General features: G+C 58.7%; 17 protein-coding genes and 1 pseudogene. 3 read left to right on the top strand and 15 right to left on the bottom strand.

Annotation, left to right across the window (positions count from 1 at the left end):
- Positions 1-8: 8 nt before the first annotated feature.
- The 4 genes from F591_RS0116865 to F591_RS0116850 form a co-directional block, all read right to left on the bottom strand.
- Entirely contained in the window at positions 9-1,598 is a 1,590-nt protein-coding gene (locus F591_RS0116865; RefSeq protein WP_019535800.1) for an extracellular solute-binding protein, read from the bottom strand.
- A gap of 56 nt (positions 1,599-1,654) precedes the next feature.
- Positions 1,655-2,530, bottom strand: coding sequence for a carbohydrate ABC transporter permease (locus F591_RS0116860; protein WP_019535799.1), 876 nt, complete (start codon positions 2,528-2,530; stop codon positions 1,655-1,657).
- Positions 2,531-2,560: 30 nt separating this feature from the next.
- Positions 2,561-3,475 (bottom strand): ABC transporter permease, encoded by a 915-nt coding sequence (locus F591_RS0116855; RefSeq protein ID WP_019535798.1) that lies wholly within the window; start codon positions 3,473-3,475, stop codon positions 2,561-2,563.
- Positions 3,476-3,565: 90 nt separating this feature from the next.
- Positions 3,566-7,765: a polysaccharide lyase family 8 super-sandwich domain-containing protein gene (locus F591_RS0116850; RefSeq protein WP_019535797.1), complete on the bottom strand. Its 4,200-nt coding sequence runs from the start codon at positions 7,763-7,765 to the stop codon at positions 3,566-3,568.
- A gap of 322 nt (positions 7,766-8,087) precedes the next feature.
- On the opposite strand from F591_RS0116850, the gene F591_RS0116845 reads away from it, so the two are divergent.
- Positions 8,088-10,292, top strand: coding sequence for an AraC family transcriptional regulator (locus tag F591_RS0116845; RefSeq protein ID WP_019535796.1), 2,205 nt, complete (start codon positions 8,088-8,090; stop codon positions 10,290-10,292).
- 5 nt (positions 10,293-10,297) lie between these two features.
- On the opposite strand, the gene F591_RS0116840 is transcribed toward F591_RS0116845, so the two are convergent.
- The gene (locus tag F591_RS0116840) at positions 10,298-11,509 is read right to left on the bottom strand and encodes an MFS transporter (RefSeq protein ID WP_040741901.1); all 1,212 of its coding nucleotides are present in this window, start codon (positions 11,507-11,509) and stop codon (positions 10,298-10,300) included.
- Between the two features lie 125 nt (positions 11,510-11,634).
- Between F591_RS0116840 and F591_RS0116835 the strand changes: the two genes are divergently transcribed.
- The gene (locus tag F591_RS0116835) at positions 11,635-12,441 is read left to right on the top strand and encodes a helix-turn-helix domain-containing protein (RefSeq protein WP_019535794.1); all 807 of its coding nucleotides are present in this window, start codon (positions 11,635-11,637) and stop codon (positions 12,439-12,441) included.
- Positions 12,442-12,603: 162 nt separating this feature from the next.
- On the opposite strand, the gene F591_RS0116830 is transcribed toward F591_RS0116835, so the two are convergent.
- The 9 genes from F591_RS0116830 to F591_RS0116790 all read right to left on the bottom strand — a co-directional run bounded on the left by F591_RS0116830 (position 12,604) and on the right by F591_RS0116790 (position 24,699).
- Positions 12,604-12,933 carry an antibiotic biosynthesis monooxygenase family protein gene (locus tag F591_RS0116830; protein WP_019535793.1) on the bottom strand — a complete coding sequence of 110 codons (330 nt, stop codon included), beginning with the start codon at positions 12,931-12,933 and terminating at the stop codon, positions 12,604-12,606.
- A complete protein-coding gene (locus F591_RS0116825) occupies positions 12,930-13,712 on the bottom strand; it encodes a carbon-nitrogen hydrolase family protein (RefSeq protein ID WP_019535792.1) in 783 nt (260 codons plus the stop codon). Before F591_RS0116825 ends, F591_RS0116830 begins: the two co-directional genes overlap by 4 nt.
- A gap of 365 nt (positions 13,713-14,077) precedes the next feature.
- Entirely contained in the window at positions 14,078-14,914 is an 837-nt protein-coding gene (locus F591_RS0116820; RefSeq protein WP_019535791.1) for a phytanoyl-CoA dioxygenase family protein, read from the bottom strand.
- A gap of 113 nt (positions 14,915-15,027) precedes the next feature.
- Positions 15,028-16,530: an extracellular solute-binding protein gene (locus tag F591_RS0116815; RefSeq protein ID WP_019535790.1), complete on the bottom strand. Its 1,503-nt coding sequence runs from the start codon at positions 16,528-16,530 to the stop codon at positions 15,028-15,030.
- Positions 16,531-16,553: 23 nt separating this feature from the next.
- Entirely contained in the window at positions 16,554-17,414 is an 861-nt protein-coding gene (locus F591_RS0116810) for a carbohydrate ABC transporter permease (RefSeq protein ID WP_019535789.1), read from the bottom strand.
- On the bottom strand, positions 17,408-18,364 hold the full coding sequence (locus F591_RS0116805) for an ABC transporter permease (protein ID WP_019535788.1): 957 nt from the start codon (positions 18,362-18,364) through the stop codon (positions 17,408-17,410). The genes F591_RS0116810 and F591_RS0116805 overlap by 7 nt, the downstream gene beginning before the upstream one ends.
- A gap of 100 nt (positions 18,365-18,464) precedes the next feature.
- Positions 18,465-20,252 carry a cache domain-containing sensor histidine kinase gene (locus tag F591_RS0116800; protein WP_019535787.1) on the bottom strand — a complete coding sequence of 596 codons (1,788 nt, stop codon included), beginning with the start codon at positions 20,250-20,252 and terminating at the stop codon, positions 18,465-18,467.
- Positions 20,249-21,067 (bottom strand): response regulator transcription factor, encoded by an 819-nt coding sequence (locus F591_RS0116795; protein ID WP_019535786.1) that lies wholly within the window; start codon positions 21,065-21,067, stop codon positions 20,249-20,251. Before F591_RS0116795 ends, F591_RS0116800 begins: the two co-directional genes overlap by 4 nt.
- Positions 21,068-21,393: 326 nt before the next feature.
- The gene (locus F591_RS0116790) at positions 21,394-24,699 is read right to left on the bottom strand and encodes a DUF4838 domain-containing protein (RefSeq protein ID WP_019535785.1); all 3,306 of its coding nucleotides are present in this window, start codon (positions 24,697-24,699) and stop codon (positions 21,394-21,396) included.
- A gap of 72 nt (positions 24,700-24,771) precedes the next feature.
- On the opposite strand from F591_RS0116790, the gene F591_RS33305 reads away from it, so the two are divergent.
- Positions 24,772-24,897: a hypothetical protein gene (locus F591_RS33305; RefSeq protein ID WP_281166706.1), complete on the top strand. Its 126-nt coding sequence runs from the start codon at positions 24,772-24,774 to the stop codon at positions 24,895-24,897.
- 275 nt (positions 24,898-25,172) lie between these two features.
- On the opposite strand, the pseudogene F591_RS32335 reads toward F591_RS33305, so the two are convergent.
- Positions 25,173-25,395, bottom strand: a pseudogene (locus tag F591_RS32335) (group II intron reverse transcriptase/maturase); the annotation flags it as partial.

Raw genomic sequence — 25,395 nt, 5'->3', positions numbered from 1 at the left:
GTCGCTCTTTATTTTCCAACCGCCTCACGTATCTGCCTCTCGATCTCGTCGCCGCCGCCCGCCTTGAACCGCTGCACGTAATCGTCGAACGCCTCGACCGGCAAGTCTCCGGTGATGATATTGAAGTACGTCTCCAGCGTCAGCTTGTGCAGCGAGGCCAAATATTTCGGGTACGCCTCGACCGGCGGCACGAAGACAGGCTGGTAGCCTTTGTAGGTGTATACGCGATCGGCATAGTCGTAATTGAACTTGCCGGAAATCGTCTTGTAGAAATCGTCCCGGGCGATCAGCATATGGAACACGTTGATCCCGCGCGATTCCCGCGGGTTGTTGGGATCGTCGATCAGGCTGATGTACCGGCCGTTGTCGACCTTGTAATCCTTCCCTTCCTCGCCCGAACGCATGGCCAGGTGGAACTCGAAGTCCGTCGCGTTGGCCTCGACCATCTTGAGCAGCGTCTCTACCTTGCGCGGGTCCTTGGCCGCCTTGGTCGTAATGCCGAGCGGCGTGCTGGCGATATCCCACTGCGGGACGCCCGATTTGCCCTGCGGACCGACCGCCGGCACCCCGACCGCGATCGAGCCGTTCGGCTGGCTCTGCTTGAACTGGTGGTAGGCGCTGCCGCCCTTGTCCTCCGGATTCGTCGGGTCGAGCTCTGTCCGCCAGTGGTAATGGGCGCCTTTGCCCGTCAAGCCGATGCGGCCGTTAAAGAACGCCTGGCTGTTCGGCCAGTAGCCGGTCGTATTCTCCGAGGTCAAAAATTCCGGATCGATCAGCCCGTTCTTGTACCACCGCTGCAGCAGCGCCAGCGCCTCCTTCATCTCCGGCTGGATGGCGGCGAAGACGATCTCGCCGTCCTTCCGCACGAATTCGAGCGACACGCCGCTCTGCGTTCCGCTGAAATCGACGATGCCGGGATGCCCGAACGCGCCCAAAATATTCGGGATGGCAAAATCGGACATGCCGTACGTATCCTTCTTGCCGTTCCGGTCCGGGTCGTCGTTGCGGAACTTGGTCAGCGCCTCCTCGTACTCCTCGATCGTCTCCGGCACTTTCTCGATGCCGACATTTTTCAGCCAGTCCTCGCGCCAGATGACAGCCGTCGGATAATTGCCGTCCGGGTTCGTCGTCGGGATGGCGTAGATTTGCCCGTCCAGGGTGACCCGGTCCCACACCTTCTTCTCGTCCAGAAATTTCGTATACTCCGGTGCGAACTGCTCGAACATCTCCCGCGAAATCGGCGCCAAAATGCCTTGCTTCACGTATTTCGGGATGTTTTGCGCGTTTTGGATTTTCATAATGTCCGGCATCTCGCCCGCTCCCAGCCGCACCGTCAAGCTGTCCTCCCAGTTTTTCGGATCGATGTACCACACATTGAACCTGGCGTTAAAGCGCTCCTCCACCATTTTCCCGATCGGATTGTCGATCTTCGGTTTGGCATACGAGTTATACGCCAGCCATTCGATCTCGACCGGCCCTTCACCGCCGCCTGTCGCCGCAGGCTGCTCCCCCTCGGGAGAGCTGCAGGCTGCTATGAAAGCCGCCATCAACAGCGCGTTCCCGGCCAGCGCCCCAAGCTTCATACTGCGTCTCATCATACATAGAACCCCCTTGACCTATCGTATCATCCGGCAACGCCGGACAAGCGGGCGGATTACCCTTTTACGGCGCCCATGAGGCTGCCTTTGATAAAATATTTTTGCAGAAACGGGTATACGAGCAGAATCGGAAGGATCGACACGACGAGCGCCGCCATCTTGATCGCTTCCGAATCGAGCGCATGGTTCCGCTGGCCGGTAACCTCGAATTCCGCCGTATTCCCGAGCAAAATGATGTTTCTGAGCACAAGCTGCAGCACGTGCTTATCCGCGTCCTGGATGTAGATCATGCTGTCGAACCAGGCATTCCAGTGATGCACCCCGCTGTACAGCCCCACCGTCGCGATGATCGGCAAGGAGAGCGGCAGCACGATGCGAAACAGGATGACGATGTCGTTGGCGCCGTCGATTTTGGCCGATTCCTCGAGGCTGGCCGGCAGCGCCATAATAAAGTTGCGGACGACGAGCATCATGAACGTATTGATCGCGCTCGGCAAAATCAACGCCCACAGCGAATTCATCAGCCCCAGCGCTTTGACCAGCAGGTAGGACGGAATCAGCCCGCCGGAGAAAAACATCGTCAGCAGGATAAATCCGGTCCAAAAGCGGCGGTGAGGCAAATCCTTCTTCGTCAGCGGATAGGCGGCGCAGAAGGTCAGAACGATCGTCAGCGAGACGCCCAGCACCGTGCGCAGGATCGTAATCCCGTACGCCCGCCACAGACCTTCGTTGCCGAAGACGGACCGGTACCCGTGAAAATCGAATTCGAGCGGGATAAAATGAAGCCCGTAGCTGTTAATGACCCTCGACGGGCTCATCGAGACGGTGACGACCTGCATCAGCGGGAGCAGCGTGGAGCACGCCAGCAGGAGCAGCGTCGCATAGACGACGAACATCGCGATTTTGTCCGATAGATGCGTATATTTGTTCAAGGCATGCTCTCCTTTCGTCGCTTCATGAAATTAGAAGATCGCGCTGTCGCGGTTCACCCTGCGGGCCAAAGCGTTGGCGGACAAGACGAGGATGAGCGCCACGATATTTTTGAACAGTCCGACGGCAGCGGCATAGCTGTAGTTCATCCGCACAAGCCCCTCCGAATAGGTGTAGGTGGACAGCACATCCCCGACGTTCATCACCTTCACGTTCAGAAGATTGAACACCTGCTCGAAATCGTCGTTAATGATGGAGCCGGTGGACAAAATCAGCATGATGATGATGACAGGCGCGATCGACGGCAGCGTAATGTACAGCGCCTTCTGAATGCGGCTGATTCCGTCGACCTCCGCCGCCTCGTACATCTCCGGATTAATCCCGGCGATAGCGGCCAAATAGATGATGGTGTTGAACCCGACATGCTTCCAGATGTCGCTGGCGACGAGGATGGACCGAAACCACGACTCCTCCGTAATAAAATAGACCGGCTCGATGCCAAGCTGCATCAGCACATCGTTGATCGGCCCGCGGCTCGGCGACAAAAATTCGATCACCAGTCCGCTCAGCACGACCCATGACAAAAAATGAGGAATGTAGCTGACCGTTTGGATCGCCCTCTTCAGCAGCGGCCTCGCCACCTCATTGATCATCAGGGCGATCACGATCGGTGCGGGAAAGCCGAACAGCAGCTTGTAGCCGTTGATGAGCAACGTATTTCGCAGCACGACCCAAAAGTAATCGTTGTTGAACAAATCTCTGAAGTTGTCGAGTCCGACCCACGGGCTGCCAAATATCCCTTTCAGAAACTGGTAATCCTGGAAGGCGATGATGACGCCGTACATCGGTCCGTAATGAAACACAAGATAATACAGGATGACCGGAAAAAACATGATGAAAAAATATTTTTTCGCCATATATTGCTTGAGGATGCTGTTGTTTTTCAATCTGCTCCATCTCCGTCTGCCGCAGCGGACCGGCGGCTTTTGGGCCGAGCCTCGCACCGCCGTCCGCTGCTCTATAATAGTTCGCTATCGCTAGTTGCCGCCCGCTTCGTACACGAGGAACAGCTCCGCTTCGTTCGAGACGCGCTCGCCGCTGACGCCCTCCCAGCGGAAGGAGGCGATCCTGCTGAAGCCGCCGTCAGGCACGAACGCGAGCCGCTCCGCCGCCGCGACGGGAACGAGCTGGCCGGGCGCCACCGGCGTCTCCCCCAGCAGCAGCGTGCCGCCTGTAGGCAGCGTCTTGATGCGCACGGCCTCGAGCGCAGCTCCGCGGTAACCGCGGTAATGCGCCGCGAAGTGCTGGGCCGAGAGTGCCGCCGCGCCTCTCTGCGCCGCGTGAACCGTCACGCTGTCGGCCTGCGGCGCGTGCATGGAGCCGCGCAGCCCGAGCAGCCGGTCGGAAGCGGCGATCAGCTCTCTGACGTAATTTTCGGCAAGCTGCGTCATTTGGGTCGCGTCCGTCGGTCCGCCCGTCGAGATGAACGTGCCGAAAAAGTGGCTCGTCGCGCGGTACATCGCCAGATCCTTGCCCCGCTCGACTCCGTCGATATAGACGGTGGCCTTGCCTGTCGCAGGGTCTGCCACGATTTCGATGTCGTACCAGCGGTGAAGCTCGTACGGCTGCAGCGGCAAGTTCCTGCCGTCCTGCGTCTTGAAGCGAAGCTCGCCGCCCTCCGCGAGCAACCACAGAACCGTCGCGCCGTTCTTGTCGCTCAGCTTGACCGCCAGGTTATCTCCTTCCATGGCCAGCATCACCCGCATCGACCAGCGCATCGCTTCATTGCGCTGCGGGAAAAATTTCGATATTTCCATCATCTGCTTCTCGCTGTCGTCGAGCAGGAGCAGACTCTTGTCTTCGCGGCTCGGCAGCTCGACCACCGCCGCGCTGCCGATATATTTTCTCACATTGAACGAGGGCGGCGTCGATCCGGTCTCCAGCTCATCAAACGTCTCGTAGATCGAATAAGTTAGCGGAGCGATGCCCACCTGGTCCATATAGACGGCCTGATCCGTCCCCGCCGCGACGCCCAGGCGGTCGATCCCGCCTGCTGCCGTCAGGAAGGGCGCCCCTGTCGCCCGGCGCACGCCGTCGATCAGAATATCGCTTGTCTGCGATTCCGGATCGATCGACAGATGGATCGCGTACGTCCGCAGCGGCTCGCACGCCTGCAGCAGCCGCTCCTGGCCTTCGCCGTCCGTGTAAGAGAAATGGCCGTTCCTGGCGGCAAGCCTGAGCAGCTCCTTGTCTCCCTGCCGCACGGTCCACGTCGCCTCGCCGTATACTCCTTCCAGCACCGTCTGGAAGGAGACGGCCAATTTCCCCGCTTGCTGCGGAAAAGGTCTGGATACGGCCAGCCCTGCGCCGCTCAGTTTCAACGCTTGGCCCGAGCCGTCAGGCAGCGGGGCGACGGAGGCAGAGCCTTGCCCGCCATCGACGACATAACCGAACGGCATGTCGCCGGCCAATTTGTCCTCGAAATCGTCATCCACCGGGAACGTCTCGAAGCCGGTCGGCGTCGTCGCCTGCACCCCGGCGCTGCGCTTCGAGCGCTTCCCGGCGGCATCGACCGCCTCGACCCGGTATTCGTACGTTGTGCCTGGCGCGAGTCCCGTATCGACATAGGTGCGGGACAATAGCTCGGCACGAAGCTTGCCGTCGCGATAAACGCGATACGCCCGAATCCCGCCATCGTCCCGCGCATCCGTCCACTCCAGCCGAACCGATGCCGGCGAGAGCGGCTCCGCCGTTACTGCATCCGGCGCCGTCGGCGCAGCACGGTCGGGGCCTGCGGCCAGCCGCAGGACGGCCTTCATCGACGCGCCCAGGGCGCCTTGCGGGTCCACCTTGATCACGACCGTCGGCTTCAGCCGGATTACGGTCAGTCCTGGATCTATGCTTGTGACGCCCACCGCAGCGCGATGAATTTCCACCTCGAACGGCTCGCTTTGCCGCTGGGTCGGGTCTGCGACGGCGACCTCCAGCGTTTTCGCGTTCAGCATCGTCACCACCGAGGCCGGAGCGCCGGTTGTGATCCACGGCTTATGGCCGAGCCGAACCGTCTGCCGCGCATTCGTCCAAAAGTTGGCGCCCACATAGCCAAGCGCCGGCTTGGAGACGGCCTGCAGCTCCTTCGTGTTATGCAGAATGCGAAAGCGCGGGTTCGCCGCGTGCTCCTGCGTCTCCGCCGCCGTCGCATTCGGCAGGATGGCGTAGGAATAAGCGGCATCCTGCGGGCTCACCCCGTGATCCAGCCAGATCGTCTGATAGCTGGCGCTCACGTTGCTCGGCCCTGTCCAAATATCGCTCCAATTGCCGCTGCGCGTCTCTCTGACAGCGCTCAGCGCAGGCCGATCCGGGAAAATGTACCCGATATCCGAGCTGGCCGTGCGTCCCTGCACATGCGCCCAGCTGACGCTCGGATACGTCTGTACTTCTCCGCTCAAGGCCACGTCCTGCGGCTGTCCGTTCACCGTAAACGCGCCGCTTCCGTCGCCAGCGATCATCCGGTTCTCGACGATGGTCTCCGCCGCATGGACCGGATCGCTTCCGGTAATTCCCGCTCCCAGGGCGACGATCGCGTCGTCGAGCAGAAACCACGATTTCGTCGCCGTCAAATCCGTGCCCTGCGGCGTATACCGCATTCCGACTGCGGCGAATTCGCCGTTCGTGCTGCCTCCGACCCAGTCGTGCGGGTTATAGCTGCTCTGCCCTTCCGCAGCGCCGTACCGCCGGGTCGTCACCGTCGTGCCGGGCAGGCGGTACATGTCCGCGGTCGGCCAATAGTGATCGTCGTAATGGCCCAAATCGCCGTTGAACAAATACGTGGCGCCCGCGCCCGTATGCCATCCGCGGACATTGTTGCGGTTGATCGATTCGTACCGGTACACCCGGGACGAGGACATCGCAATGGCGAAGCTGAAGCTCGGGCGGTGGTGGATGACCCGGTCCCCTTGCGTGTAGATTTTGCTGTACGATGCTTGATACGCCGGGATGGACGGGTCGGCGATCCACTGCTTCGCCAGGCTGGCGTGGTACAGCTTGGCTGTCGCCAGGAAATTGCGGTACGTGTCCTGCGTGATCCACGCTTTGACCATGCTTTTGAACGCCATGGCGTCTTCGGGCGGAGCATGGCGGGCCAGAGCGATGACGGCCTCGATCACCCAATGGCCGACGACATGACTTCCCGTTGTGCCGTTGGCGATATTTCTGCCGCGGAACAGATCGGTCATGCTGCCTTTGTACATGGCGGGCGCGTAGCTGTCGTAGATCCAGCGGTATACGTTGGCGGCGTTCGGATGCCTTCGAATATCGACCTCCGTCCCCGCGAGAAGATCGAACACCTCGGGGAACAGCTGCAAATACTGCACCCCGTAGCTGCCGAGCTGCGGGTGAGCGCCGTGCTGCAGGAACGTTCCGTCCCGGTGCATGCCGTCCTGCCCCGGCGTGTCCGCATATTGGAACAAATCATGGGTGCCCCAGGTAGCCGAAGGCAGCGCCGAGCTGTCGCTGATCGCCTGGGCAGCCTGCCCGAGCAGTTCCCTGTCCTCGGACAAAATGGCGTTCAGCATGACCACGAACGCTTTTTGCGCCCGATTGGCACCCGTCATCACGCCGGCGTCGGCCAAGTTCGGATCCGGCGAAAACCTTGCAACCGCTTTGGCAAAATTGGCGCGCTGCGTCTCCGTCAAATGCGGGTACATGATCATCAGGCCGTCAAGGAACGCCCGCGGGCCGGATATTTGCCAATGAAACCAGTTGTCCGAGGCGACGACCGTCTCGTTGTACTGATGAGCGTACATCCAGTCGTAGCCGTCCAGGATCGCTTCCTTCAATGCTTCGCTCCCCTGCAGCGCGCTACCTTCCGTCGCATAAGCGACAGCCATGTCGCGCAGGCGCTCGAACGAATTGACGACGAGCCCCGAGGTCACCGTCGGCGATTTATCCGCGAACAAAATCTCGCCGCGCCGCGGATCGTCCGGCGGCACCAGCAAATCCCAGTAACCCTGCGCCGTTTCGGTAACTGCCGCAATTTTGGCCGCCAAATCCGGATCGTTCTTATCGATGTTAGATCCGCCGGTCAGCCATTCCACCCTGCGCTGACGCAGCTCCCCGAACAGTTCCCCCGATGCGGCCGATGCGGCGGACGTCGGCAGGAAAGCGAGCAGCGCCGTCCCCAGCAAGGTACAGGCTACGGCCAACGTGACATCGGACAACCAACGCGATCTGATCAATCCATCATCCCCGCCTTTTTCCGATTTTCCCCGATCTTTCCCCAGATCCCTTGATCCCTGATTGACGTTATCCCGGCATCTGCCTTACAATAATGGAATTAAAAATAGGACATGGGCTATCGCTCCTTTCCTGCCGTCGTTGTACCAGCAACGGACAACGCTTTCAAAGGTTAGGATAATGCACGGCCGGTCTAGCGGCAATTGACAAAAACTTAAAATTGTAGCGTTTTCTTAAGCAGTGGCACCCTTTTGGCAAAAGTAACGAAATTTTAAGATATTGGTTTTTTCACATTTTACGAAGCACATTGCGACTGGAGGGGCTATGTTGAACAAGGTTTTGCTCCGATTGCTTCTGGTAAATATGGCCTTATTGATCTTCAGCTCGCTGCTGCTCACCGCCGTCTACTGGCGCATGTTCAACAACGAAATCAACGGGCAGCTGCACCATTTGAACCGGCAAGTCGTGAAGGAATTCCGCAACACGCTGGACAATGCCGTGATCAAGGACGTCATTCGGCTGACGGATGTACTCTTGTCGGACCGGCAAAGCAACGACCTGCTCATCTATCCGTTCGCCCATGACATCAGCTCGAATACGACAAGAATTATGCAGACCGCGAACTATTTGAAGGAATTGGCGGCCGCCTACCCGTTCGTCGAATCCGTCGACATGTATTACCGGGAAGGAAACCTGTTTTTCCTTGGCTCCAATGTCTGCTTCATGAATTTGCGCCAGTGCGACTTGAATTACCGCCAGGACTGGTTCGACCGGTTTCACTCGTCCGACGGGACGGTCGGCTGGAAATTGTACCGGTCAACGGAGGATTCGGCCGTCAAACGCATCGTGACCTATGTGCGGGGATATCCGTTTTTCGCTGGCAGCGCCGAGCGCCGGGGCATGATGGCCATCAACCTGAACGAGGCGTATTTGCTGGAATTTCTGCAAAATTACGATGTATCCGGCGAGCAGCGGCTCTTTATTCTGGACCCTTCCGGCTCGGACGGCTCGGGAATCATGACTCATTCCCGGGATGTTCCGCTGCCCGACGACAGCCTGATTGCCTCCATTGTGAACTCGGGGGCCGAAGAAGGATTGTTGACCGCCAGCCTGAACGGGCAGCGAAGCGTCGTCTCTTACTCCAAATCGGAGTTTAGCCCGTTCTACTACATATCGATCGTTCCCGCAGCGGAGCTGTACAAGCAGTCGGACGAGCTGCGCAATGCGCTGATTGCCGTCGGCACCTTGCTGCTGCTCGGAAATTTGCTGTTTGCGATCGTGTTCACGCAGCGGGCGCACAGGCCGATCCGCCAAATCATCAAGCAGTACGATTCCGCCTTGGATGAGATGAAGGAACGCTGGGACAAGCATAAGTCGATTATCCGGCAGGACTATTTGCTGAAGGTGCTGCACGGTTATTGGGAACAGGGAAGCTCCTCGGGCGAGAAGGAGCGGCTGATGAATATTCGCTTTGACCGGGAAAGCTGCCTGTCCTTCATCATTGTGCTGCGCTGGAAAGAGCTGTCATCCCGCGACGAGCTGCTGCTGCCGTACCGCATTATCGAAGGGCTGGAAAACGGCCTCAAGCCGGGAAGCATATACGCCGTATATACGGAGCAGGACCCGCAGCGAATTAGCGGCATGCTGCATTTTGCGGGCCGGGATGCCGCGGAGCTGCTTGCCTGCATGCAGGAGAGTTTGCGCTGTCAAGAGGAGATCGAAGCCTATAATATCGTGACAGGCTCCGTATATCCCTGCCATCCCGAGCATGCGGCAAGGTCGTACAAGGAAGCGGCCGCGGCGGCGGAGTACAGCATGCTGGACGAGAACGCCGTCATTGCCTGCGACCGTCTTCGCCTCGCCGAACGGCGGGAAGGCGGCAGCTGCGCCCATCTGTATGCCCAGCTCGAAGAAGCGGTGCGGGCGGGAAGCGGCGATAAGGGGAAGCAGGTCGTCCGCGACATCGCGGCCGAAATGCACGCCGACCTTTACACGGCCGCCTTCATCCGCGGCATGATGCGCGGCAGCGCTGCGGCCGTCGTCAAAGGCTTGAAGGGCGTGCGCCTGGATGCGGAGCAGCTCTTCGGGTACGATATCGTGCAGCACGGCGCGGGGCTGTTCTCCCTACGTCGTTATGTAAGCTGGATGGACGAGGTGCTCGACGCTTGTACGGCGGCGGTCGACGCAAGCCGCAGCGCGGGCGAGGCGCTGACGGAAGAAAAGCTGCGGCAATATATCGAGAACAACTTGTGCAATGATATATCTCTGGAAAGTTTATCGGATTACCTGGGAATGAATCCGAACTATGTCAGCAAGCTGTTTCATACGGTGATGGGGAAAACGTTCATCGAGTATGTGACGGATATGAAAATGCAGCGGGCATCCCAGCTGCTCATCGAGACGAAGCGCACCGTGCAGGAGATTGCGGAGCTGCTCGGCTACCGCTCGACACCCCATTTTATCCGCGTGTTCAAAGAGCGGTACGGCCTGACGCCGAAGCAGTATCAGAAGCGGCATCAGGCCTCTTAAGTGCTTTATTCCCCCATCAGCTTCGTATCCTTCGGCAGCAGCATGGCGAACATGCCGAGCAGCGGGAGGTAAGCGCAGATCCGAACCATCACATCGACGCCGGTCTGGTCGATCAGCCATCCGAGCACGACAGAGCCGAGGCCGGCCATACCGAACGACAGCCCGAACAGCAGACCGGCGATCATCCCGACTCGGCCAGGCAGCATTCCCTGGGCATACACGATGATGACGGAAAAGCCCGACATCAGGATCGCTCCGATCAGGACGCAGAGCAGGATCGCCATATTCGGCCCAGCATACGGCAGCAGGAGCGAGAACGGAGCGGTGCCCAGGATGGAGAACCAGATCATCTTTTTGCGGCCGAAGCGGTCGGCCAGCGGACCGCTCAGCAAGGTTCCGATCATCCCGGCGAATTGCAGCGCGAACAAGGCGATTTGCGCCCGCTCCAGCGGCAATCCGTAGCGCTCCATAAAGTAGAAGGAATAGTAGCCGGTCATGCAGGCAATATACACGAATTTGGAGAACAGCAGCACAATCAGCAGCATCATGACGAACAAAACGAAGCCTCTGGACAAGCTGCGGCCGTCTGTGGCAGCGGCGCGGCCCGTCTGCCGCGATGCTTCGCCGATTTTCCGGGCGTACCACTTGCTTACCTTCATCTGAATCGCAATGCCGGCCAACGCCAACAGGCAGAACCAGACGAAGCCTTGCTGCCCCAGCGGAACAATCAGCAGCGCGACAAGCAGCGGGGCGAGCGCCTGGCCGGTATTGCCGCCGACCTGGAAAATCGACTGCGCCAGCCCTTTTTGCCGGCCTGCGGCAAGGTGAGCGACGCGGGACGATTCCGGGTGCAGGACGGACGAGCCGACGCCGATGAGCGCAGCGGAGACGATCAGCATGGCGAACCCGCTGGAGTACGCCAGACCAGCCATCCCGAGCAGCGTAAAGAGCATGCCGAGCGGCAGCAAGCCCGGCGTCGGCCGGCGGTCGGTATAGTAGCCGATCAGCGGCTGAAGCACCGATGCCGTCACATTCAGCGTGAAGGCGATCCAGCCGATCTGCGCAAAGCTGAGCCTAAGGGTTTGCTGGAACACGGGGAACACGGCAGGAACCGCGTTTTGCATAAGGTCGTTGAGCAAATGAGCGAGGCTGACGGCGAGCAGCATCATATTCGCCGTTTGTCTGGCGGTCGCTGCAGCCGCGGCGGGTTGAGACATACGAATCACCTTTCTTTTCTCGGATAGGATATCCCCCATCATAAAGTGCGGCTCCCTCTCCTGTCGTCGCGAAAATTGCTGGGAATGGCCGCAATTTATGCTATAATGTGCGAAGGTGATTGCGTATGATCGTGCAAATCGGCACTCCTCAGATGGAGCTGTACCGCATTGAAGGCGAGTTCTCCAATACCCCTCATCTTCACGAGGATGAATATCAGATTACAGTGCCCCTGCAAGGGGCTTTTCAATTCACGCAGGAGAGCAGGCAGTACAGCCTGCAGGGCGGAACGGCGCTCGTGCAGCATCCGCGGGACCGGCATTATTTTGCCATCGATGGCGGCTCCGCCGTGCTGATTATTCGCATCAGGCAGCAGCGGATGCGGGAATTCACCGGTCAGGACAGCCTGGAATTTTCGCTGCGCCAGCAGCTTAACCCTGCGCTGATGAGCGACAAGTTCCGCAGGTGGATGATCGCCCTGCTGGAGAGCGACAGCGCCCGCAGACTGGCCGAAGAGGAGCTGGAAGCGGAGGTGCTGTCCTTCCTCACCCGCACCTTATCGGGCAGCCATCAGCGCGCTGCCTGGCCGGAGCGCTGTTCTCCGGCTTTCTCCAGCCGCGATCCGATGATGCGACAAGTGTTGGCTTATATTCACGAGCGCTATACGGAGGAGCTTACGGTTGAAGAGTTGGCCGGCATCGCCTTGCAGAGCCGGTTTCATTTTATCCGCTCCTTCAAGGCGGAGGTGGGCGAGACGCCGTACCAATATGTGCTCCGCCTGCGGGTCGAAGAGGCCAAGCGGTTGCTGCGGCACACGAAGCAGACGGTCACGGAGATCGCCTTCCGCCTCGGATTTTCCAGCGCCAGTCAGTTTTATCGGGTGTTCGTCAAAGCTGCGGGCGTTTCGCCGGAGCGCTTTCGGCGCCTCACTTGACCCGGTTCAGAGCAGCACAAAGAAAGGCCGGCCCTTGCCAGGCTTGCGCCAAAGAGCATGCCGCCGGCCGAACCGTATCGCTGATCGAGATGATCGCTCCCCTCGTTCGGGGTCAGCTTGCCTTCGCGTCCGCGGCGGGCCGAGCCTTCCCATCATGAACCGTCAGTTCGATGTCTCGAACTCGTAATCCCGTTCAACCTTGCAAATTCTTGTTGTGTACCTGGCGTACCATTCGGCCTTGCCGCGCTGTTGGGCGATCAAATGCCGCTCGTTCTGCTTCCGATTGCGGATCGCCTCCAGCGACTCCCAGTAGGATACGGTGATGCCGATGCCGTCCCGGGCGCTCTCCGCGCCTAAGAAGCCGGGTTGAGCGGAAGCAAGCCGCTCTATCTCCCCGGCCATCTCCGCATAGCCGTTGTCCCCGTCGGTTCGTTCCGATGTAAAAATAACGGCATAGTAGGGCGGTCTGGGGGTACGTGCGATTGAACTCATGGGGCTTCCTTCCCCGCCGCGATCCGGCCGTACAGTATGCCCTCGCTCCAATCGCCGGTTTCGGCGATGCATCTTCCCTGCGGGTCGAACAGGTAGCCGCCGCCGGGGAAATCTTCGTCGATCGTCCGTCCGGCCTGCGTGGCTACGGCGATATACAGCGAATTCTCGGCGGCGTACTTCCTCAGCTTCGTCATGCATTCGCCTCGCCACCAAGCGAACCCGGACGCCCAGTCTCGCGTCGCCTGCTCCCCGTACAATCCGGGAGCGGCGCTTTCGAATACGATAGTCGCGCCTTGCCGCGCGTAGCTGCGAAAAATCTGCGGATCGTCGATATCCGCGCAGATGGACAGCCCGAACGACAGCCCCTCCACGTTAAAAACAGGCCCGGCATCGCTATCGCCGGCGACGAACGAATCCGCCTCGTCGGCCGGAATCGTCCGCTTACGGTAGAACCCCAGCAATTCCCCATGGTGAGCGGCCATTTGGGTAATGTGCGGCTTGCCTGCGGGATTCGATTCCGCGAAGCCGGCGATGACGCAGACGGCGTAACGGCCGCTCCACTCGACCACTTGGCGGATCGCTTCGTGATCCCGAGAAAGCGCGGCGTGCGGGTGCTTCGCCGGATCCATATAGCCGGTGATGTTCATTTCCGGGAAACAGACGAAATCCGCCCCATTCGCCCGCGCTGCCTCGATATACTCCTGCATGGACTGAAGATTCCGATCGATCTCCGTCTTGTCGCAGCGCATTTGCACCATCGCGATGCCAATCTCTTTCATGAACGCTCCTCCTCATCCTTCGCGTATCCGGTATCTTCCTCCGTTATACCAATGTTTATAACAATAATCCAGTGCGGTTAGCAGTTAGACGGAAACACTTCGGATGATAGACGCCTATGACGAGCGCTTCCTTCCGTCATCGGTCGTCACCTGCGGTGTTGAAATTTTGTCGGCTTGATTACCGCCAAATTTTCAAGATAGACGCCTATGACGAGCGCTTCCTTCCGTCATCGGTCGTCACCTGCGGTGTTGAAAAATTCGCCGAAGGGATTCGCCGAATTTTCAAGATAGGGCACATCGGCATAAGGGAGAGGAGCGTTCCCCATGATCTCAAGCCTCATCGGCGTGCTTGCGCAGCTTACTTATTAAACGGACTCTTCCGCACCTTCCCTGGTCAATCCGAGCCAGTACCGCTTGAGCGGGACCATGGATTCCTCCGGCACGTAGTATTTGAAGCAGTTGTCGCTGATATCCCCCAGCAGCTGGCGTCTGACCGGATCGGCGCCCTTAAGCAGCTGCGGCGAAGCCTTGTGGTAGTCGATCGGCCGAATCCACAGCGGGCTGTAGCCAATGAACAGCTGCCGCCGCTCGTAGCTGGAGCGATTATGCGAGCCGGCGTGCCACAAGCTTTGCGCGAAAATAAATGCGTCGCCTGGCTTGCCGCAAATCGCCAGCTCGCTGTCCAGCGGCACATCCACATCGGTCTGCACCGGATGGAAGCCCGGTATGCGGTGACTGCCGGGGATAATTTTGGTATTGCCGCGGTCCGGCTCTGACATATCGCTGAGAATGTAGCATATTTTCACATAGTACGTGGAGGTGAGCCCGGCGATTCTCGGAAACTGCGGATGCGGGCCGTCCTGGTGCCAATTGATGAAGCTGTTGGTAGCCGTCTTGACATCGTTCGGATTCGGCTTGCGGACCGTCAGGTGGGAAATATGAAGCTGAATGTTGTATCCGAGCAGGTTGACCATCAGCGGCAGCAGGTCGGGATGATCGATGAGCGACAAAATCGCGGGGTCCCGCTCCACGCTGTTGTACACATTATAAGCGAGAGATTCCGGCTCTTCCGCGACGATCCGGTCGATCGCCGCATTCAATGCCGCGACCTTCTCCTCAGACAGCACGCTTCTCAGCAGCAGATAGCCCTCTTCGTCAAACCGCTTCACCAACGACGGAATATCCAGATTCAGTGCGCTCATGCTCGCTCGCCCTCCGATTTACTCGTGTAAATTTTTGCTTAAAGAAAAGGGAGAGACGCGCCATCTCCCTTTCTCATCTTTTATTTTACTCGTGTAGATCCGATTGTCAACCTTTATTTTCCGTACCCCAGCGCCTGCAGCTGCTCCGTCGCGGACTCCACGTAGAGCTTGTAATTCATCGTCGTTTCCATCATCTTCAGGAAATCGTCGTACTCGGAGAGCGGCCGCTGGCCGTACACGAATTTGGTAAATTCCTCTTCCAGATACCGGTTGGCGTCGGCCGGGTTATAGCCTTCCGGATAGCTGACGAAGCCGTTCAGCACCTCGATGCGGGGCAAATGGCTGGCAAACTCGATGTAATCCGCCTGATTTTTGAACTTGACCTTCAAATATTCCCTTTCCGGACGTCCCGTGAACTGGTACAGCCACGTATAGCCCGCTTCCTTGCCCATAAGCTCGGTCGGAACGACGGTATCCCCTTCCATACGGTAATGCCTGCCCTCAATGCCGAACTGCACCAGCCGCGAGCCTTCGCCGCTGGAGACGTAGTTCAGCAGCTCGAAAAGCTTGCCAAGCTTCTCCGGGTTCTTCTCCAGCGACCTCGGAATGGCGTACATCGCCCCGGCGTTGCCGATATCCCAAGAGTTGGCGTAGGCTCCGCCCGGCCCCCGCGGCGTGGCCAGCTGCATCCACTCCGCCTGCGGATTGACCGTCTTGATCTGCTCCACGATGTCGTCCTTGCTGATATTCGCCCAGTCGATGAACAGCATGCCGGCCTGGCCCTTGATCGCTTTTTCCTGATGCAATAGCCCGGTATTCGCCATAATCTCCGGATCGACCACGCCGCTTTTGGTCATTTTGCGGAAAAAGGCCAGCGCTTCCTTCATCGCCGGATCGTACAGCGAATTGACGATTTTGCCGTCCTTGACGAAAAATTCGCCTGGATTCACCGTGCCGAACGAGCCGTACAGCGGAGCGAAGGTGCTCAGCGAGCCCCCGGTGTAGCCGACCGTATCGTGTTTGCCGTTGCCGTCCGGATCGTCCTCGGTGAATGCTCGGGCCACCTCGAAAAACTCGTCCAGCGTCTCGGGAACGTCCAGCTTCAGATTGTCCAGCCAGTCCTTGCGGACCCAGATCGACATGCTGGGAATGCCCGGCGCCTTCGGAATGGCGTACACCTTGCCGTCGATCATGCCTTTCTTCAGCGTATCCTCGCCGACGAAATCGATCACCGGCTGCAACCGGTCCAAATAAGGCGTCAAATCGAGCAGCAGATTTTGCTTCTGATACTGCTGGAGCTGCGCCTTGTTCACCCCGAACAGATCGGGTAGATTGCCGGAAGCCATGCGAACGTTCAGCTGATTCTGATAGTCGTCCGCGCTGCCGTACGCCGACAGCGCAATATCCGCCTGAAGCGCTTTGTCCAGCTCCTGCTTGATAAAATCTTTGTCCGGCGCAGGCAGGCCGCTCGCGCTCTGCATAATCTCCAGCTTCATCGCCTGGCCGGAGCCTTCTTCGCCGGAGCCGGAGCCGCCGCCGGCCGTACAGCCGGCCAGCGCAGCCGACAGCAGCACAAGCGCCGAGGGCAGAGCGGCTGCTTTTCTCTGCTTCATCATGATCGAACACCCCTTCCTTGGAATCAACCTTTGATCGAACCGAGCAGCATCCCTTTTGTGAAGTACTTTTGCAAAAAAGGATACACGACGATGATCGGCAGCGAGGCCAGCACGACCGCCGCCATTTGCAGCGTTTGCGTCGGCGTCATGCTCTCCACATTTTCCAGGGGCTGCTGGGTCTGCATCAAAATTTCGCGCACGATAACCTGAAGCGGGAACAGATTCCGGTCGGTAATATACATAATGGCCTGAAAGAAGTCGTTCCAATGACCGACCGCATAGAACAGCGAGATCGTCGCAATGACCGACAGCGACAGGGGCAGCGCGATCTGCGCGAGCAGGCGCAACTCGCCGGCTCCGTCCATTTTGGCGGATTCGAAAATTTCCTCGGGCAGCTGCTCGAAGAAGCTTTTGACAATGAATACGTTAAAGCTGCCGATCAGCGTCGGCAGAATGAGCGCCCATAACGAATCGAGCAGCCCCAGCGCTTTGACGACCAGGTAGGTGGGGATAATGCCGCCGGAGAACAGCATCGTGAACAGCACCATCATCAGAAACAGGCTGCGGCCGGGAAGCCATTTGCGGCTGAGCGGATAAGCCATGAATACGGTAAACAGCATATTCAGCGCCGTGCCGGCCACGGTGACGAACGCTGTGACGCCGAGCGCCCGGAGCATGCCGCTCTCCTGCAGCAGCGTCTCGTAAGCGCTGAAGGTGATCTCCCTGGGAATAATCGGAAAAGAACCGCTGCGCAGCACTTCGCCGAGCGGCGTCAGCGATACGGAGACGACGTACAGCAGCGGAAATACGGCCGCAATGCCGCACAGCGACAGGATGAGAATGACCGCCGCGTTGAACAGACGGTCTCCCGCGCCCCTTACCATATGCCTTCCCCCCATCGTCTGGCGATTTTGTTGGAGATGAGCACGAGCACCAGACCGATCGCCGACTTGAACAGGCCGACCGCCGAGGCGAGGCTGAAGTTTAATTGATGCAGCCCGGTGCGGAACACCCACGTATCGAGAATATCGGCGACCGGGTACACCTGCAGGTTGTACAGCACGTAAATTTGCCCGAAGCCGGCGTCCAGAATATGGCCGAGGTTCAGAATGAACAGCATGATGACGACCGGCCGGATTCCCGGCAGCGTAATGTGCCAGATCATCCGCAACCGACTCGCGCCGTCCACGCGGGCCGCTTCGTACAAGGTAGGGTCGATGCCCGACATCGCCGCCAAATAAATGATCGCTCCCCAACCGAGATTTTGCCAAATTTCCGAGCCGACGAGAATGGAGCGGAAGTACGTCGTCGAGGTCATGAACGGAATCGCCTCGCCGCCGAGCAGCTTGATCCAATGGTTGATCAGTCCGGAGGTTTGGGACAGCAGGGCGATGAGAATGCCGTAAATAATGACCCAGGACAAAAAATGCGGCATGTACGTCAGCGTCTGCACCAGCGATCTGAACCATCGCAGGCGGCATTCGTTCAGCAGGATCGCCATCAGAATGGGAGGAAAAATGCCGAAGATCAGCTTGTAGACGCTGATGAGAATCGTATTTCGGAGCAGCTGGTAAAAGTAAGGTGACTCGAAAAAGGCGAGAAAGTGCTTGTTCCACGGTTCGGCCCACGGGCTGCCTAAAATCCCGTCCAAAATATGAAAATCCTTGAAGGCGATGATCACGCCATACATCGGCGCGTATTTGAAGACGAGATAATAAGCGATTCCGGGCAGCAGCATCAGATAAAGCGTTTTCGCTTGCCAGATGCGTTTGTGCCGCCATGCCTTCCCGGCGTTCACCTGTGGCGAAGCGTCGGCTGCAATCGGTTGATCCATCGAGAGTCCCCCCTTCGTGTCCGGATCTGCTGGCCTGTGTGATGATAATCACATTATAGCAGCGCCGCTCAGGGGGGCTCTATGCAGTAATCTTACGAAATTAGGCGTAATCCGTACATGTTGGCCGGCGGCTCTCCCTGAACGGCTCGGCCGGCAGCGTGATGACGGCTACGGTGCCTACGTTCTTCACGCTGCGGATTCGCAGGCCGAACGGCGGGCCGTAATGGAGCCGGATTCGTTCGTAGACGTTGGACATGCCGATGCCGGTAAAGCGATCTCGGGGAAGGGGGAGCGGGCGCCGCAAGCCGAGCTCCCGGCATGTCCCGGGGTCCATGCCCGCTCCGTTGTCGCGCACGACAAGGCGCAGCCTTCCCCGGCGAACGCCTCCCCTGACGATGATTCGCCCGTCCTCGCCCTCTTTGGGGAGAATGCCGTGGAAGATCGCATTTTCGACTATAGGCTGCAACGTCAGCTTGAGCAGGGACATAGGGAGAGCTTCCTCCGCGATTTGACAGGCGAACCGCACCTTGTCCCCATAGCGCGCCCGCTGAATCTGCATATACTGATGCAAGCCCTCGATCTCCTCTTCCAGGGACACATATTCACTCATGCGATCGAACGTGAATTTCAACAGTCCGACTAGCGAGCGGATCGTTGCCGTCACCTCGCCGCTTCGCTGCTGGCGCGCCAGGCTGCCGATACAGGTCAATGTATTGTACAAAAAATGGGGAGCGATCTGGCTTTGCAGCACTTTCAGCTCCAGCTCCTTCTTGCGCTCCTCCATTTCCTTCGTCTCCTTCAGCAAGCTTTGAATCCGCTCCATCATCGCATGGAAGCTGCGGGCGAGCCGCCCGATTTCGTCGCTGCGCGTCGTTTGCAGGCGGGTAGCGAGCGGCATGTCGCGCACCCGGTCCATCCTCAGCGCCAGCAGCCGGATCGGCCGCGTGAAGCAGCGGGACATGACGTAGGCCATGATCAGCAGCATGACCAGCATGATCAGCCCAGCGGTCATATAGCTGTCGTACAGTCCTTGCAGGCTTTGGTAGAAGTAGCTTTCCTTCATGAACAGAACGAGCGACCAGCCCAGCCGGTTCTGGCCTGACTTCATAGCGACAAGCCGGCCTGCGGCCCCCTCGTATTCGCTCGTGCCATAGGGGAGCGCCGCCATGTCCGCAGCGAACTGATCAGGCAGCGCCGGCGGATAGACGGTCCGCACCATCGGCAGCAGCTCGTTGCGGGGATCGTAAAGCACGATCTCCTGCTTGCCGGAGATGAGCGCGAACGTCTGATTGGACGACGAGATATCGGACATTTTCTGGCGAAGCTTCTCCAGATCCAGCTCGACGACTGCAACCCCGATCTGTTCGTTGCGCCGGTCCGCCATCGGCCGCGCTATCGCCACGGTATGTCCCGATTGCGGGGACCAGTAGGGCTCGCTGATCATCGCCGCATAGTTCAGCCTGGCCTGCTCGTAGATGTCCGACAGCGCCGGGTTGCCGAGCACATCGTACAGCACCTGCGAGCTGCTGAACACTTTCCCGTCGTTGCGGACGATATAGACCCTTCGCACTATCGCGCTGTTGATCTCCGCGACCGATCGCAGAAAATCGCCGATTTCCCGCTCCCCCGCCGTCTGCAAGTAGTCGGTGCGGGAAGACAGCAGCAGCAAAATATTTTGCCCGTTGTCCAGATAGGAATCGAGAAACTGATTGGTTCGGTTCATCAGCGTCTGGGCGTCCTGAATGAGCTGCTCCTTGAACAGCCTGGACGTCTGCTGGTAATTGGCAGCGGCAAGAAAAGCGAAGATGGACAGCGTCACAACGAACAAGAGCACGAACTGCTTCGTCGCCATGCTCCAATCGCGAATGCGGTTCAGCAGCAGGCTCACCCCTTCTGCCCGGCAGACGTCAGCGGTCCGCTCCGCTTGTATTCCGTAGGCGAGACGCCGGCATATTCCCGGAACAGGGTGGCGAAGTAGCGGTAGCTCGGAATGCCTACCTCATGCGCCACCTCGTACACCCGCAGCGGCGTCGTTCTGAGCAGATCTGCAGCCTTCTCCATTCTTTTGCGGGAGATGTAGTGCTGCAGCGAAATGCCTGTTTCTTCCTTGAACAGCCGGCTGAAATAATGGGGGCTCAAATGGACGCGCTCCGCCACGATATTCAGCGTAAGGGGACGATGCAGGTTGTCGTTGACAAAGCGGATCGTCTCCTTGATCTCCATGCGCACCGCGGAGTCTGCCGCGTCTTGATGCGGCGCTTCGGAATGCGCTTTCATTTCGATTTGGGCCAAATTGCCTCCCAACGCCTGCTCGCGGAAGTGCGCCGCTTTGGCTTTGGCGAGAGCGCCCGCCAGCTCCTCGGGGTCCATCGTTACCTTCAGCAAATATTCGACGGCTCCAAGCCGCAGCGCCTCCCGGGCGTATTCAAAGTCCGAATGACAGGTCAGCAAAATCACCTTCGCCGCCGGCAGCTCTTCTTGCAGCGCGCGCAGCAGCTCCAGACCGCTCATAACCGGCATGGTGATGTCGGCAATGACGACGTCAGGCTTCCATCTGCGGCACAAGTCGAGGGCCGCCCTGCCGTTCTCCGCCTCGCCCGCAAGCTCGAATCCGTGCTCCCTCCAAGGAAATAACCGCAGCTCCTGCCGAAGCGGCAGCTCATCGTCAACGACCAGCACTTGCAAATAACTGCACTGTGCCATCAGCGCCTACCTCCCGCTCCTTATCGATCATTCGCCTGCCGCTGCCCGGAATCGGTACTGACCGAGAAAAAGCCCGGGCGGCCGCCCCATCCTCTCAAAGATAAGGCAGATTTGAAATTCGTGTCAAGCATGGAAAGAAGAGCCGTCAAGCGAATTGCGAAGGGATTTACCGGACAGGCGCGGTTCTTCTGCTGCGTTAAAAAGCAAAAAACCTGACTTGGGCAATCTTCGCGTAAGGCGATATTGCTCCAAATCAGAATGCGCCTGCCTGCAGCGAAACGCCGCAGGCAAGCGCAAGCTTTATTCAGCGACTCGAGCGGCGGCTATCAGGGCACCAGGCGGATCTCATTGAAATCGGCCGGGTTCCATACCGCTCCTCCGCCCCAGCCGTACAGGCCGAGGCCGTAGCCGGTGCGGTGGAAATTGCGGAACAGCAGCCCTTTCAGCGTCGTCGTCTCCTGCGGATTGACGCCGATGCTCGCAAACGGGATCGCCTGTACGACATTCCAGCGGTCAAAACGAATTTCCGCGTTCGAAGCCCAATCCGCTTCGAAGGAAGGATCGATCGCCGGGCCTTGGTAGTCGAGGTTAAGCGCGATCGGATTGGTCATGAAGGCGTAATACGGGCCGCTTCCCGTGAGATCCCCGGTCAAATACGTCTCGACCGAATCGTCCTTCCCGCTCAGCCACCACTCGTTCGGAGCGGTCTCGCTGACGATGATTTGGGAAATGTCGTTGTCGAAGTTTTCGTACCCGACATACAAATATTCGTCATCCCATAAGAGATACGCCCTCGTTTCCACCCGCGGCAGCTCTTTCGTCGTCATGTCGAGGAAGTTGGAGATCGGCTCAGCTTCGGCCCACGGTCCGGATTGGAAGTCGAGGGGAGCCAAAATTTGTTCTTTCGATGCGGTCGTTCGCTTGGCGTTCGCCGACAGCTCCTCGCCGTCCCCGACAAGCTCGACCATGCGCTCGAAGGTGCGCTTGATCGGCTCGATTCTCGCTCTCGCCTGCTCGTCGGCCAAGGCGTAGGCCTCGTTCAGCGCAGCCTGGGCCTCGTCCTTGATGCCCGCCCTGACGATATATTGGCGGACCAGCGTCTCGCCGCTGGTCGCCCAGCTCTGCTGCGCCTGATCGTAATTCCAGCCCTGCTCGATCAAATCGTAATAGCGGGTCATCGCCTCCGCCGCCGCTCCGTACGCCTTGCGGATAAATTCGGCCTTCAGCGCCTCGATGTCCGCATCCGGATTCCAGAACAGCTGATTGAACAGCCAATACTGCAAAGCGTTGACGCCCCAGCCCGGATCGCCGGCATCGATCTTCCCTTCGGGGAGGACGCCCAATATTCCTAAATCCCGGTAATATTGCATATCGGCCTGCACCTTCGCGGCAATCGGCCGTTCGTAAGCTTCGGAAGGAAATGAGCCGTAATAATTGTACACGATGATGTTCTTCGTTTTCTCCGCCCAGCCCTTCAGCTTCTCATTGTAGGCATAATTCGGATTGCCGGGGTTATCGGTGTCAAGCGGCGTTCTCGCATCCTCGTACAGCGGCGCATACACGATGACGATATTGTCATCCAATTCCACTTTGGGCGGAGTGTCGGTGAAGGCGTATGCGTAAGAGACGATTTTCACGTCGGGATACGTTTCCTTCACGACTCTCGCCACTTTGTTCAGGAAGGAGAAGAACACCGTCGACCGGTACGCCGGATCGTCCGGCTGCACGACGACGCCGTCCTCGGTCGTAAACGGCTGCCTGTTCAGCTCGCCCTGATTGAAGTTGGAGTTGTCGTTGATGCCGATGCCGACATATTTCAACGATGTCGCGGCGATGAGCGACTTGGCCCGTTCGCCGATAATGATCGGCACATCCGGATGATAGAAATTGATTTGCGTGGAATCGCTGACCGGAACCGGGACTCCGTCCACTTCGTTGTAATATTCCGGGTGCTCCTCAAAATAAAGCTCGTTCGGCAGCCAGAAGCCGAGGTTATGGCCGAGCATCACCGGCTCGAGACCGGAATCGCGGTAGCGGTCCCACAAACGCCTGCCGCTCACCATCGCGAAGATCGCGTTACCTTTGTTGCGGGCGGACAGCCGCTCTGTTCCGAAATCCCCGCCCTCTCCGCTGGAGTTCACCCCAAGCGTCAGCCAGCCGCGAATCGGCAGCGGCGATTTCTCCCGATAGTTTACCTTGGCTGCGGCGATATCGGCCATCGGTTCGTACAAGGTGCCGACATCGGTCGAGCGCGTCCAGAGCACCCCGGCGTTCTCCTCCAGGAAATCGTATGCTCCGTTCAGCACGCCTTTGGGCTCCGTGCCGAATATATAAATCGTGTTGCCGTTTTGACGAATGGCGAAGCCGTCGGACTGCTGCAGATAGGCGACATCGTTCGGGTAATCCTCCGCAAGAGAGCCGATTTGCTTATCGGTGCCGAGCACGATGCGAAGCCTCTCGTTCGCGCGGCGTCCCTTGCCCCGCCCTTCAGGATATGCGGCGTGGCCGTTCCCCTGCTGGCCCGCCAGCGCCGCCGCTTCCATTTTCGTCAGGCTGACATCGTCGATCCAGAGCGTGCCCGGGCTGCCAACGCTTTGATGGCGGAAGACGATCCAGTTGTAGTCATAGTCGCGCTCCTCCTGGGTGTAGGGCATTTCCAGCAGCGTCCACGCTTCGCTGACGGGAAACGTTCGGGTATACGTATGCTGGGTCACGAAAGGGGATTTCATCTCCCGAATCTCGACGGTCACTTTTCCCGGCGAACTGCCTTTGATCCAGGCTCTCAGCATATAGTCTTGATTCGGCTCCAGCCTTAAGGTCTGGTTGGTGCGCACCGTGCCGACGTTCATCCGCATGGCATACGCGCCGCCGTGCTTGACCTGGTCATCCTGATAAGCGACGCCCGGCGGCCCGTACCAGCCTTCGGAGACCGGAAGCTCGAAGCCCGGATTAAACAGCATGTTGCGGTCCAGCTCGATCGACAGGGCCAGCGGGTCCGCCGGCACGCCGTCCACGGTCGGTTCGATCAGCGCCAGGTACTTCCCTTCCGCGAGGGAAGCAGGCAAGTACACCGAGCCGGTGACGCTTGCGGCCTCCCGCTGCTTGACGGTGACGCCTGCGGCTTGCTGAAGCGGCAGATCGCTGCCTTCGGCCGTCGCAAACTCTACTCGGATCGGTCTGCGGCCGTTATTGACGATATCGATCTGCACATCGACGCTGCCGCTTCGGGTCGCCTTCAGCTCCTTCTCCCGCAGCTCGATGCTGACCTGCCGGCTCAAATCGCCGCGAAGGATCGGCAGCTCGGCCCCGCTGACCGCCCGAATCGTCTGCTGCAGCTCCTGCGCCGCCAGCAGCTCCAGCTCGCCCGCGTCCGCCGCGATGAAAATATCCGCATTGGGCGATCCGTTCTTGACGATCATCGCCGCGGCATGGGGCTTGCCGGGACGATCCGGCTTGCCCGGTTTGCCCGACGTGCCCGGTTTGCCGGGACGATCCGGCTTGCCGGTTAGAACAGCCGCTTGCGTCCCCTCGGATTCGACGGCGGCATACGCGAAGGAGCCCGGGAGCGAGACGGCTGCGACAAGCACCCATATGAGCAAGCGGGCAAACAAGCCTTGCATCGATTTATTCATCGCTTCATCCCCTAACTTGAAAATTTGGCGGTAGTCCGCCGACCAAAATTTCAACACCTCAGGTGACGACCGATGACGAAGCATTTGCTCGCCAAAGACGTCTTTCTTGAAAATTCAACGAAGTCCTTCGGCGAATTTTCAACACCGCAGGTGACGCCGATGACGATAGGAATCGCTCGCCAAAGACGTCTTTCTTGAAAATAACCCAGAGTGCGCAGCCCCTCCCCAGGTACATGAGGCGACAAATCCTGCAAAAAATACAACAATTTCCGGCCTCTTCGCACCAAAGGAAGGGGAATGTTGTATTTTGTGCAACAATTTAGGCGAAAATGGCTTCAAGTCGTGGATCATCACCCGAAATGTTGCACAAATTGCAACATTGAGCCGCGAATAAGGTTTATTGCCCCGTTTTTGTAGAGTGAAGGGCTGGGGGTACCAGCCCCTCCTCATCAAACCGTACGTGAAGTTTTCCCTCATACGGCTTTCCGACGTTCTTCACCTTGGACAGTACGTTTGCCCCAAATCGCGACGGTTTTCAGACCCGCCATCCGAAGTAATTCGAACACATTTACCTGACTGGCTCTCCTCTTCTTGTGTTTTCTGTTCCACCACAGACTTATTCTTCTGCGGATATGCCAGTCCACTTTGGTCAGGAATCGGTTTGCCATGGTCGGGTCTATGCTCGCGTAGTAGTTC

Source organism: Paenibacillus ginsengihumi DSM 21568, from assembly GCF_000380965.1.
Lineage (GTDB): Bacteria > Bacillota > Bacilli > Paenibacillales > NBRC-103111 > Paenibacillus_G > Paenibacillus_G ginsengihumi.
Note: the sequence above shows the minus strand (reverse complement) of the source record. Positions and strands in the feature narration are given on the sequence as shown.